Below are 11,977 nucleotides of genomic sequence, written 5' to 3'. Positions count from 1 at the left end.
CGCTGTGCGGGTCTTTGCTGTCGTTTCTATCGGCAATGGATCGCGCAGCGGCTGCATAATTTGGCAATTCAAGGGAAAACCAACAGAACAATAAGAACGATCAAACGATCAGAGAGGAGGGCGAGCGGATGAAGAAATGGTTTCATGTATTCGCAGGCGAATGGCGTCATATGATCCGATCACCGATGCTGATCGTCACCTTTGCAGCCGTGGCCTTGGTGCCGCTGCTGTACAGCGGCTTCCTGATTCGAGGTACCTGGGATCCGTACGGGAAACTGGCAAACCTGCCGATCGCGGTGGTGAACCGGGATCAAGGAGCCGAGCTCGAAGGCAAGCCCCGAAACCTCGGCGAGGAATTCGTCAAGGAATTACGATCCAATGACGAATTCGCATGGAATTTCGTGACGGCGGAGGAAGCGGCCGGCGGCATGCAAGGGAACCGATATTACGGCACCATTACGATTCCGCCCTCTTTCTCGGCGGATGCGTCATCTCTGGAGAGCGGGCATCCCAAGCAGGCGGAAATCATCTTCGAAACCAATAGCTTCAACAATTTCATCGCCGGGCAAATCGGCGAGAATGCGATTAAGGAGCTTCGCAGCCGGCTATCGGAGACGTTGACCGAAGCGTATTCCAGAAGCATGCTGTCGCAATTCGAAACCATCTCCGCAGGATTCACCGAGGCCGGGAAAGGAGCAGGCGAGCTCAACGCTGGCGCTCTTTCGTTAAGCGAGGGCATTCATAAGCTGCGGGTGAACATGGACGCGCTCGCAAGCGGAACGAGCAAGCTTCGGAATGGTGTCGCACCGCTTCAAAAAGGGGCGTTGCAGCTAAAGAGCGGCGCAGCGGAACTTAACAGCGGAGCAGCCGAATTGTCTAACGGGGCGAATCAATTGAAAGCCGCTGCCGATCAACTAGCGAAGCATGCAGATGCCGCCGCTGCCGGAATTGACGATTTATTGGATAGCGTCACCTCATCCAAAGCCGATGCGGCCAAGCTATCGAAGGATCTGCCTGACGCGGAGACGAGAATCAGGAAGCTGGCAAACGGACTTAACGACTCGGCAACGGCAAGCGGCAAACTGGCAACAGGCGCTAATGAGACGGTTGCTAATCTAGAACGCCTTATAGCCGCGCATCCAGAGCTTGCCGATGATGCCGATGTTCAACGTCTGCTGGCTGCGAGCAAGGAGGTTTCGCAATCGGCGCAAACGCTTAACGCTGATCAGAAGGAGCAGCTCGCTCTCGGCAAGAAGGCTGCGGACGGCGTTGAAGCCGTCATTGCCGGTGCCAAGCATTTAAACGAAGGCAAGCCGATCGGTGATCTATTCGGTCAAGTACAAGCCGGACAACAGCGACTGTTAACAGGCATTCATACGCTCGATTCGGAGGTAACTCGCCTGGCAGCCGGCAGTCAGCAGCTCCAAGCAGGTGCTTCTCGCCTGAACGGCGGCTTAGGCGAATTGGCCGGCGGAATAGGGAAGCTGGATGCCGGCATCAATCAAACCGCAGACGGTGCGCGGCAGCTGAGCGGCGGTGCTGCGGAATTGGATGCCAACGCTCCGAAGCTTGCGGACGGCAGCGAGAAGCTGGAGACGAAGCTGAACGATGCAGCAGAACAGACGGCGGCGGTAAAGGCCGATGATACGATCGTCCATATGCTTGCGGATCCCGTCATGATCCGATCGGTGGACGATCGAAAAGTGAAGATTTATGCCGGCGGCATCGCGCCGTATTTCATATCGATGTCGCTGTTCGCGGGCGCGCTTGTCTTCACGACGATCTACGCGGCGCGCGGGACGCGCGTGGCCGGAGCTTCGGGCGCTCAATTGTTTATCGGCAAACTCTTGGTGTTCGGCCTGATGAGCCTCGTGCAGTCGCTTGCGGTAAGCACGCTATTGGTCTTCGTATTCGGCCTGCACGTCGAGAGTATCCCGTTATTCTATCTGTTCACCGTCATGACGGGTTTGACCTTCATGATGCTCGTCCAGACGCTGGTCACATGGCTGGATCAGCCGGGAAGATTCGTCGTGCTGCTCATCATGATTTTTCAGCTGTCGTCAAGCGCGGGGACGTTTCCGGTCGAGCTGCTGCCCGGCTGGGCGAAGGCGATGCATCCTTGGCTGCCGATGAGCTACAGCATCCAGGGCTTTCGGGATGTCATATCCAGCGGGGATTTTACGCGCATGTGGCATCAAATCGGCTATTTGAGCATTTTCTTGGTGATTTCGATTCCGATCACCTGCGCGTACTTTATGACCAAGGAGCCCGAATCCGATGACGAACAGCTGATGCCGGTGAAGATTTGAGTTATTCCGCATCGGCACCGACGCAGACATTGGTCTTGGTATCGCAATCGAACGGCTTCAAGATCAGCACTCCATAGTCTGGCAGCGGAAATTCGTTTCCCCTCCCGGAATTTGGGGTGTTTTTGCGTTGAATGGCCTGCGCCAATTCATCAAAATCGCGAAGGACAGGGGGCATCTAATTTTTTCTAAACTAACGTTAACGTAATCTGAAATTTCTGTTATGATTACGAAAGCAGAGCGAATTTACTACGGAAGGAGATGTTGCGGAGCATGACGATTTCGGCAAAATATTCGATGGAAGAAGTGACGGAGCGGCTCGGCATTACCTCGAGAACGCTCCATTATTATGAGGAGATCGGGTTGCTCCCGGATGTTGGACGGACCGAAGGCGGACATCGCATCTATAATGACGAGATGCTGGAGCGCGTCTCGCATATTTTGCGGCTGAAGCTGGTGCTTGGCGCATCGCTGCAGGAAATTCGCGACATTCTTCAAGCGGAAGAAGAGCTGGAGTCGATCAAAGCGAGCTATCGCGGCGAGTCCGACATGGATGAGCGCGACCGGCTGCTGGACGAGGCGGCCGACCGGCTGCAGAAGATCATTACCCATATCGACGAGAAAATGGAGAAGCTGCAGGCGATGCGGCTCGGTTTCGACAAACGGCTTGAACGTGCGCGCCAGCTTAAGCAGGAGCATCGCGGCTAGGAGGAAGAAGGACGACATGAACGACTCCAGAAAATGGTGGATTTTATCCGTAACGAGCCTCGGCTCTTTGTTGTCGGCGCTTAATTTCAGTACATTGATTATCGCGCTTCCGGATTTGCTGCAAGGCCTGCAGGCCACGCTGCTCCAGGCGATGTGGGTGATGCTGTCCTACATGGTTGCCCAAACCGTCATGGTGCTCATGGCCGGATCATTGGCTGACCGTTTCGGGCGCAAGCGCATTTATATCGTCGGCATGCTGCTCTTTACCGTCGTTTCGCTGGCGGCCGGCTTCGCGGAGAACGCTCCGCTGCTCATTATCTTCCGGATTCTGCAGGGGATCGGCGGGGCCATGATCATGGCTAACAGCACGGCGATCGTGGCCGATGCGTTTCCGAAGGAAGAGCTGGGACGCGCGCTCGGCATCAACATCATGGTCGTCGCCGTTGGCCAAATTATCGGTCCGGTTCTCGGCGGCTGGCTGACGGAAGCGTTCGGCTGGGAATGGACGTTCTGGTTCAACGTACCGTTCGGCATTATCGGGGTCGTGTGGGGATACAAGGTGCTCGGGATGAAGGATGATAAAATCGCCGCGCCGAAGGCAGGCGGTCTCGACCGCGGCGGCGCCATTACTTATGTGCTGTCCATAACAGGACTGCTGATCGCTTTGACCTGGGGACCGATTCAAAGCTGGACCTCCCCGGTCGTCTGGGTGTCCGCGCTGTTCTTCGTTGTGCTGTTCCCCGTGTTCTTGCGGATCGAGAAACGGCATCCGAACGCGCTGCTTCATCTGCCGTTGTTCGGGAACCGGACGTTCTCCTTCGGAATCGTATCGGCGACCTTGAACGCGATTGCCCGCATGGGCGTCATGTTCATGCTGATCTTCTACTTCCAGGGCGCGCTCGAGAAGGATGCGCTCGTCGCCGGCATTATGACCATCCCGCTCGCGGCCGGCATGCTGGTCGTCTCGCCGCTTGCGGGTCTGTTAGGCGATAAGTATGGCGAAACAACGCCTGCAACGATCGGGTTGTTCTTGAATATTTTTGGTATGGCAGGGCTTGCGCTCGATACGGGTCTGTCGACGCCGTTCTGGCATCTGGCCGTCTATATGACGATCATCAGCGTCGGTTCCGGCTTGTTCAATTCGCCGAATTCCAGCAGCATCATGAATGCAGCCGGTCCGAAATACCGCGGCGAGGCTTCCGGCATCCGTGCCTTGACGACGAACATGGGCATGATGCTCAGCATCGCCTTCTCGATGCCGATCGTCACCCACAGCATTCCGCATGAAGCCATGCTGGCGATCTTCTCGGGAACGCAGGTCGGCATGGAAGACAAATCGTCGCTGAACGGATTTATAAGCGGCTTGCATGCCGTATTCTGGTTCATGGCAGCCTTAATGGCGCTGGCAACCGTGATGTCTTATCTGCGGTCGAGCCGCGGCTCGCGGCCGGCAGCCGGCGCAACGCTGCCTTTCAAATAATCGCAACTTGGATAGACAGGGGATTTTCTAACGATGCCTGACCGTACTGTTATAAGCAAGCTATGGGGCGTCTCGCTGCTTTGGGGCGGCAATTACGTCGCCAGCGCCTATCTGCTCCGTGACTTTTCCCCCATACTGCTGTCGTTCTCGAGACTCGTCGTGATGTCGCTCTTCCTGATCTCCGTCGCGCTCATCAATGGGACGATGCGGCGTCCGACGAAGAGGGAATGGCTGCTGCTGCTGTTTGCCGGCATCTCGGGAACGTTGGTCAACCAATTGTTCTACTTCACGGGGCTTAAGCACTCCACGGCCGGCAATGCCGCATTGATCGTGGCGTTGTCGCCGATTGCCACGACACTGTTGTCGCGCATCTTCTTGAAAGAAACGATCACGTGGCTCAAATTCTCGGGCTCCGTTACTGCGCTCGCCGGCGTCGTCTGCATTGTATTGTACGGCGGAAAATCGCTGGGGATATCGCTCGGAGACGTCTATTTGCTCATTGCCATGCTGGGGTTGTCCGTCAGCCTGCTCTTCATTCGACAGCTGACGGTGGGCATGACCTCGTACGAGATCACGATTTACTCCACGGTTATCGGGACGATATTGATGTCGCCGACCGTCGGCTTCGAGGCGTTGAACGGCAGCTCGCATTGGAGCCATCAACCGCTCAATTGGCTGCTGCTCATCGGGGTAGCCGTCATCGGCCAAGGCTTGGCGGGCTTCTGGTGGAACCGGGGCATTGCGGTCGTCGGTCCGTCCGTCAGCGCGATGTTCATGAATATCCCGCCGTTCGTCGCAATCGTCGTCAGCCATTTCGTGCTGGGCGATGAGATTCGGGCAGCGCAGATCGGCGGCGGCGTCCTGATTCTTGCCGGCGTTGCGATAGCCAATTGGAAGCCGCGCTCCAGGCCGCTCGGTCAGAGTGGGCAAGCGGCGGGCTTAACCCAAGCGGATTGACCTTATTAGCTTATTAGCTATACGTGCAAGCACGCTGCGGAGCAACCTCACTGAAACAAGCTGGATTTAAAAGGATAAAAGTCGCGTTCGCGCGGTTTTTATCCTTTTTTGCGTTCATTTTCAACTTTCTTTCAACATGTCAGATTGCTGGGCATATGGTGAAGGAAGGTGGTGATAATAAATGGATTATGGACTCACGCTTGGGGATTGGGTCGTGTATACCATGTGGGGCGTATTCGGCTTTATGATTCTCGATTTCGTGATTGCATTTGCCCGTTCGTTCTGGTCGGGCTCCTTCGATACCACGTTTCTCGGTTATTTGAAGGATATCGTCTTTTATGTCCTGCCACTGAACTTTATTCTATCGATAACAACGATCGATCCAACGCATTATACACTGGTTGTGCTCTACTTTATAGGCGGCGCATCGGTCATGATCAAATACGTTACAGACATCGTTCGCAAATTCCGCACGGAAACGCCGTGAACCCTTGAAGCCGCATCGCAAGCAAAATGCACCCTGACGTCGACTCGCGTCCGCCCCTTCAAGGGATCCGCGAACGAGCTGCAGGGTGCATTTTCTGTTGCTTGCGAGCGTTATGCCGTCCACGGGGTGGAACTTACGAGCTCACAACCGCCGTTTCTCGCTAAAATGAAGCCGCTTGTTTCTCTTCTTTTTCCTTCGGCGCTTGAACGCGCTTGATGAAGAAGCCCAGAATCAACGCAATAACGCCGATAAAGAGCGCAATGACGAACGCATTATGCAGGCCGGCAACCAAGCCTTCCGCAGGCGTCGCGTTCGGCGACTCGGCCATGAAATCCTTCGTGCCGGAAGACATGATGCTGATGAACAACGCCGTGCCGATTGCGCCGGCTACTTGCTGCAGCGTGTTCAGAATCGCCGTACCGTGCGGGTACAGATGACGCGGCAGCTGATTAAGGCCTGTTGTCTGCGCCGGCATCATGACGAGCGAAATACCGACGAGGAGAATAATGTGCAGCGTGACGACATAACCGGCGGTCGTGTTGACCGAGATATCGGTGAAGAGCCAGACGGACAGCAGCACGAGAATCAAGCCGGGCACGACGAGCACGCGAGGTCCGTACTTATCGAACAGCTTGCCGGAAATCGGTGCCATGATGCCATTGATGACGCCGCCGGGCATCAGTGTCAAGCCTGCCTTGAAGGCGGTCATCATCAGCGCCGTCTGCAGGAACAGCGGCAGCAAGATCATTGTCGAAAACAGTGTCATCATAAGGACGAGCATCATGACTGTGACGAGCGAGAACATCGGGTATTTGAACGCCCGAAGATTCAATATCGGCTCGCGGACGAGCAGTTGCCGAATGATGAACAGCACAAGGGAGATGCCGCCGACCGTAATCGTCCACACGACCTCGGGGTCCGACCACGACGTTTCGCCTGCTTTGCTGAAGCCGTATACGATACCGCCAAAGCCGATGGAGGACAGCACAATGGACAAGATGTCCACTTTAGGCTTGGTAATATCGGATACGTTGCGCAGGAATACGGCTGCGAATACGACGGAAAACGCCGCGAGCGGGATAACCAGGAAGAACAGCCAGCGCCAGTCGAGCTGGTCGATGATGAGGCCCGCAAGCGTCGGTCCGATTGCCGGTCCGAACATGATGACGAGGCCGATCATGCCCATCGCGCCGCCGCGTTTCTCGGGCGGATAGATGACGAGGATCGTGTTCATCATGACGGGAAGCATGAGCCCGGTTCCGAGCGCCTGCACGACACGGCCGACAAGCAGCATGCTGAATACGGGAGCGGAACCGCAAATGATGGTACCGACAAGGAATAGGATCATGGCAGTCAAGAACATTTGCCTCGTGGTGAACCATTGTTGAAGCAGAGCAGTGACAGGAACCAGAACGCCGATAACGAGCATGTATGCCGTGGATAACCACTGAATGGTCGCCGGGGAAATGCTGAATTCCTTCATCAAATCGGGAAAGGCGATGTTGAGCAGCGTCTCATTCAGAATCGCCACGAACGCGCCGATGATCAGCGCCGCGACGATCGGACCTCGTTTGATGCTGCTTAAATCCGTTGAAGCGCTGGACGCTTCGCTTGAAACATTCACTTGTTTGCTCCTCCTTAAATTGGTGAGAGAATGGGAAAATCTATGATCTTTTCCATATTAGCATCATCCTCTTATTCGAACAACTGTTCGTTTACCAGAAATGGATTCGAAATTTCGCGGAGTTCGCCAAGAAGTCTTGCCGGATTGCGCAGTGAGCGTTATGATGAATTTGTATTATTGGTTAATACAAATTATCGGGAGGTAGTCAGGATGTCCGAGCGTCAGCTGTTATCCGAGGAACAGAAAGCCTTTTACAGCGAGAACGGGTACGTAATCGATTTGGAACCGGTATTCACGCCTGAAGAAATGTCGGCTTTGAACGTCGAGCTGGGCGAGCTCGTCAAGCTGTTGGAGTCCGACGAGAAGCACATGGCAATAAGGGAATGGCATATGTCGAGCAAGTGGCTGTACGACGTCTGCACGCATCCGCGAATTCTCGATTACGTCGAAGGAATTCTCGGTCCGAATTTCTTCATGTGGGGTTCCCAGTTCTTCGCCAAAGCGCCTGCGTCCAAGGATACCGTTGCCTGGCATCAAGATGCCTATTATTGGCCGCTCCACCCGCATAATTCGGTTACGGTTTGGCTCGCTTTTACGGACGTGGATGAAGAGAACGGCGCGATGAAAGTCATCCCGAAGAGTCACAAGGCGGGACTCATCAAGCATAGGACGATTACCGGCGACTCCGTGCTCGCACTGGAGCTGGAGCGTGGGACGTTTAACGAGTCGGAGCAGCGTTCGCTCCTGCTGAAGGCCGGGCAATTGTCGCTGCACGACGATGCGATCGTCCACGGTTCGCCCGCGAATCCGTCTAACCGCTGGCGGAACGGTCTGACCATTCGTTACTCGGGCAACGATGTAAAGTGCGATCTCTCGCGCTCGCCGAACTTCAAAGCCTATCAAGTGCGAGGTACCGACAGCTTCCAGCACAATCCGCAGGGAGAGATACCAACCGAACCATTCGCCCGGTTATCTCGGGATTTTCATATCTCCAGCACGGATGAAATCAAGAAGTAGCCGGAAGATCCGCAGCAGGCAGAGCGAGCATGCAACTTGTGCAAACGGAAAGGTAGTGCGTGGAAGGCATGTCATTATATTTGACACTGAAGGACGAAATCGTCAGGCTCGTCATGAACGGAACGTTCAAGAGCGGAAGCCTGCTTCCTACCGAGCATGAGCTGTGCGAACGTTACGAACTGAGCCGCGTAACGGTACGCAAGGCGCTGGAAGAATTGAAGAAGGATGGGCTCCTCGTCAGCGTGCAGGGCCAAGGAACGGCCGTATCCGCACGGGCAGGGGGATATGCCAGCTCCATGGAGCTCATCGCCTTGATCGCGCCGGTGCATAATCCGTTCTTCGCTTCGTTTATGTCGCATTTCGAAGAGGTGGCGGAGGAGAACGGCTCGCTGGTGCTGTTCAAGCAGGATTTCACTGGCAGAGCGTTCGCGACGGACGATTTCTTCAACCGGCTAATCAAGAAAAACATACGGAACGTCGTCTTCTGGCCGCAGAGCGAGGACATCGATTTCGACATGCTCCGCCGGCTGCGGGCCGTCGGCATGAACATGGTCATCTTCGACCAGATGTTCGAGACGGACATTGCCGATACGGTCGGAATCGACAGCAGCGATGCCGTTGCCGTACTGTATGCCGCGCTTCGGACTGCTACCTCCGGCGGCGAGATTGCATTCCTCGGCTACGAAGGGTTGACGATTCCGAGCGAACGGCAGCGGGAGCAGGCATTTCATGCGTTGAACGGCGAAGGAGGCATGTTCCGTATTCCGTGGGGCAAGAACGTGAAAGCCGAGACGGCCGCGCTGCTTCGTCGGCTTCAAGAGGAGGGCAGGCTGCCCGCGGGCCTGATCTGCTGTAACGGACCGATCGGTCTTGCAGCGGCCGAATATGTGGAGCAGGCGGGCATCGAAGGCATCCAGTTGTCTGTCATCGATGATTTGCCTGAGATGGCTGCTTATAAGCTTGCCGCTTATAAGCAGCCGATGAAAGAAATGGCCGAGAAGACGTACGAGCGGCTCGTCGCGCAGAATCATCAGGGGGAGCTGTGGCGCGCCGGCAGTTTTCCCGTAAAGGGCAGCTTGAACGACAGGTAGCGGCCCCAGGATCAAGAGACGACATCGAAACCGGTTCGAACTCGGCAGCGTACAGATACAATCAAAGCCGGCGCACGTTCGTTCGCGTCCCTATAAGATCAAAGCCGGTGCGCCCTCATCGCGCCGCAACGACAAAGAAGCCGCGGATTGCGGCTTCTTCGTCACTCCTAAAGCTTTATACCGGCAGCGGTTGCGAGCGAAGCAGGGGCTTGCCTTCTTTATAGTAGAGTGCTGGATTGAGGATAATGAAGAAGATATGAACGTTATCGCAGCCGAACTCCGTTAACAGGCGATTCAGCTTGGATGCAATGGCATCGTGAAGTTCCTGGGTTCGTTGAAACATCAGGATCTCGAGAGAACGCGGCGTATTCGTAATGATCTGGATGTCCATCAGCTCAATCTTGACGATTTCGTTCGGGATGCTGACGAGAGTGGCGAATTCGTCGACGATCGTCGGCGTTATTTGCTTCAGAAACGAGGCCGTAAATCCTTTGAAACGCAAAAATGGCACGTGAATCCCTTCATTTCGTTATAATTAGGTTACATTGTGATTATAATCACAAACCGCCGTTTATTCAACAGGCGGACCTCGGTTATAGCTTCGATTTATAGCGTTGAGCGGCTGCATACGCGGCATCGCTTGTATTTACTCGTTTATACGCTTTTGCTTGCGTAGCGTATCAGCCTTCACGGTCGAGCTCCGTATTCCTGCACATTCGCTTCCAGACGAGAATGAAACTGGACGGCAAGCTCGAGCGGATACGCGTCTATCTGCGAAAACCTGATGGCAGCGGCTTACTGGGCCTGCTGCAAGCGTCGGCTCATGAGGGACGGACGGATCGTGCATGAATGCGTGCTTGAGCCAATAGAGATGCCGTAGGATGATTGGTTAGCGTTTTTTACAATGCAATAACATCGACTTTTTAAGCACCGATATTATCGCCGGCAGCGCGGTTTATCGGTGTTTTTTGTCTATGAAATAGGGAATATTTAAGTAGAGGACTTCTACTGATTCAGCCATTATCAATTTGGGTGATAAGGGTATAAGCAGCAATGTGAAAGGAGGTTGAAGCTGACAGGTGGACAATCCTGTTCAACTCTTGATTGTGGATGATCGACCGGAGCATCTGGCAGCCGTGGAAGCGGCGATTGCCGGCATGCCTTATCGCGCGATCCGGGCTTATTCGGGGCGGGAGGCGCTGCGATCGCTGCTCGATAATGACTTTGCCGTCATTATCATGGCGGCCAACATGTCGGAGATGGATGGCTTCGAGACCGCGCGGATGATCAAGACGCGGGAACGGTCCAGGCATATCCCGATTATTTTCTTGTCCATCGCGCAGCAGCAGGAGCGCGACGATACGGCTGAGTTTTTCGGTGCCGTCGATTATTTGACCCGGCCGATCATTCCTCAAGTTCTGCGCGCGAAGGTCGAAGGCTATATCAGTTTCTACGAGGCCAACCGTTCGCTCAGCAAGCAGAGCGAGCTGCTGAAGCTGCAGACGCATCAGCTGGAGAAGGTCAATCGCGATTTGCTTCAAGCGAAGGAATCCGCAGAGATCGCGTCTCGCGTGAAATCCGAATTTTTAGCCATGATGAGTCACGAAATCCGCACGCCGCTGAACGGCATCATCGGCATGTCCGACTTGCTGCTTACGATGGAGCTGCCAAGCGAGCATGCGGAGATGGTCGAAATCATTCATACGAGCGGCAATGCGCTGCTGAAGGTCATTAATCACATTTTGGATTTCTCGAAACTGGAAGCCGGCAAGCTGGAGCTGGAAGAGGAACCTTTCTCGCTTCGCTTATGCTTGGACGAGACGATGGATCTCTTCACCGCAATGGTGCGCAACCGCAATCTCGCTACGAGTATTACGATCGACCCGCAGCTGCCGCCGTTGCTCGTCGGCGATATGACGCGCCTCCGCCAGGTGCTGATCAATCTGATCGGCAATGCCGTGAAATTCACGGAGGAAGGCGGCATCGAAGTGACGGTGAAGCTGCTGGAAGAGTACGAGGGCGAACTCATTATTGAATTCTCGATCCGGGATACGGGCATCGGGGTACCGGAGGCTCAGTTGAAGGAGCTCTTTCAGCCTTTCTTCCAGCTGGACGGTTCATCAAGCCGGCAATTCGGCGGGACCGGTCTCGGGCTCTCAATTTGCAAAGCGCTGGTCGAGTTGATGGGAGGCTCCATATGGGCAACGGCGATTCCCGGCCAAGGTGCCTTATTTCAATTTACGATCGCTCTCAAGTGCGAGGATCAAGCCATACATAGCCAGGAGCAAGACTAAATAGACGAAAGCA

Annotated in this window: 10 protein-coding genes; 8 read left to right on the top strand and 2 right to left on the bottom strand. The window is 54.9% G+C overall.

Annotated features, from left to right (window positions below; all coding sequences use genetic code 11):
- Positions 1–128 precede the first annotated feature (128 nt).
- From AC0YNU_RS00785 to AC0YNU_RS00765, 5 genes are all read left to right on the top strand, one after another.
- Positions 129–2,309, top strand: coding sequence for a YhgE/Pip family protein (locus tag AC0YNU_RS00785; RefSeq protein ID WP_475752413.1), 2,181 nt, complete (start codon positions 129–131; stop codon positions 2,307–2,309).
- A gap of 270 nt (positions 2,310–2,579) precedes the next feature.
- Positions 2,580–3,014 (top strand): MerR family transcriptional regulator, encoded by a 435-nt coding sequence (locus tag AC0YNU_RS00780; RefSeq protein ID WP_475752412.1) that lies wholly within the window; start codon positions 2,580–2,582, stop codon positions 3,012–3,014.
- Positions 3,015–3,030: 16 nt separating this feature from the next.
- Positions 3,031–4,494, top strand: a complete 1,464-nt coding sequence (locus tag AC0YNU_RS00775) for an MFS transporter (RefSeq protein ID WP_475752411.1) — start codon at positions 3,031–3,033, stop codon at positions 4,492–4,494.
- Positions 4,495–4,527: 33 nt separating this feature from the next.
- A complete protein-coding gene (locus AC0YNU_RS00770) occupies positions 4,528–5,451 on the top strand; it encodes a DMT family transporter (protein WP_475752410.1) in 924 nt (307 codons plus the stop codon).
- 181 nt (positions 5,452–5,632) lie between these two features.
- On the top strand, positions 5,633–5,938 hold the full coding sequence (locus AC0YNU_RS00765; protein WP_475752409.1) for a hypothetical protein: 306 nt from the start codon (positions 5,633–5,635) through the stop codon (positions 5,936–5,938).
- Between the two features lie 160 nt (positions 5,939–6,098).
- On the opposite strand, the gene AC0YNU_RS00760 is transcribed toward AC0YNU_RS00765, so the two are convergent.
- Positions 6,099–7,562, bottom strand: coding sequence for an MDR family MFS transporter (locus AC0YNU_RS00760; protein WP_475752408.1), 1,464 nt, complete (start codon positions 7,560–7,562; stop codon positions 6,099–6,101).
- Positions 7,563–7,772: 210 nt separating this feature from the next.
- Between AC0YNU_RS00760 and AC0YNU_RS00755 the strand changes: the two genes are divergently transcribed.
- The gene (locus tag AC0YNU_RS00755) at positions 7,773–8,579 is read left to right on the top strand and encodes a phytanoyl-CoA dioxygenase family protein (protein ID WP_475752407.1); all 807 of its coding nucleotides are present in this window, start codon (positions 7,773–7,775) and stop codon (positions 8,577–8,579) included.
- A 68-nt stretch (positions 8,580–8,647) separates the two neighbouring features.
- Complete coding sequence (locus AC0YNU_RS00750) at positions 8,648–9,670, top strand: GntR family transcriptional regulator (RefSeq protein WP_475752406.1); 1,023 nt, start codon at positions 8,648–8,650, stop codon at positions 9,668–9,670.
- Positions 9,671–9,845: 175 nt separating this feature from the next.
- Here AC0YNU_RS00750 and AC0YNU_RS00745 read toward each other — a convergent pair whose 3' ends face one another.
- A complete protein-coding gene (locus tag AC0YNU_RS00745; protein ID WP_475752405.1) occupies positions 9,846–10,181 on the bottom strand; it encodes a DUF1904 family protein in 336 nt (111 codons plus the stop codon).
- A 568-nt stretch (positions 10,182–10,749) separates the two neighbouring features.
- On the opposite strand from AC0YNU_RS00745, the gene AC0YNU_RS00740 reads away from it, so the two are divergent.
- Entirely contained in the window at positions 10,750–11,964 is a 1,215-nt protein-coding gene (locus AC0YNU_RS00740; RefSeq protein ID WP_475752404.1) for a response regulator, read from the top strand.
- Positions 11,965–11,977 lie beyond the last annotated feature (13 nt).

The organism is Paenibacillus sp. J31P316 (genome assembly GCF_056269105.1).
Note: the sequence above shows the minus strand (reverse complement) of the source record. Positions and strands in the feature narration are given on the sequence as shown.

Excerpts from the sequence above, each read along its gene's own strand:
- AC0YNU_RS00750 (WP_475752406.1), top strand. The coding sequence starts at position 8,648 with ATGTCATTATATTTGACACTGAAGGACGAAATCGTCAGGCTCGTCATG.
- AC0YNU_RS00775 (WP_475752411.1), top strand. The coding sequence starts at position 3,031 with ATGAACGACTCCAGAAAATGGTGGATTTTATCCGTAACGAGCCTCGGC.
- AC0YNU_RS00755 (WP_475752407.1), top strand. The coding sequence starts at position 7,773 with ATGTCCGAGCGTCAGCTGTTATCCGAGGAACAGAAAGCCTTTTACAGC.
- AC0YNU_RS00785 (WP_475752413.1), top strand. The coding sequence starts at position 129 with ATGAAGAAATGGTTTCATGTATTCGCAGGCGAATGGCGTCATATGATC.
- AC0YNU_RS00770 (WP_475752410.1), top strand. The coding sequence starts at position 4,528 with ATGCCTGACCGTACTGTTATAAGCAAGCTATGGGGCGTCTCGCTGCTT.
- AC0YNU_RS00765 (WP_475752409.1), top strand. The coding sequence starts at position 5,633 with ATGGATTATGGACTCACGCTTGGGGATTGGGTCGTGTATACCATGTGG.
- AC0YNU_RS00780 (WP_475752412.1), top strand. The coding sequence starts at position 2,580 with ATGACGATTTCGGCAAAATATTCGATGGAAGAAGTGACGGAGCGGCTC.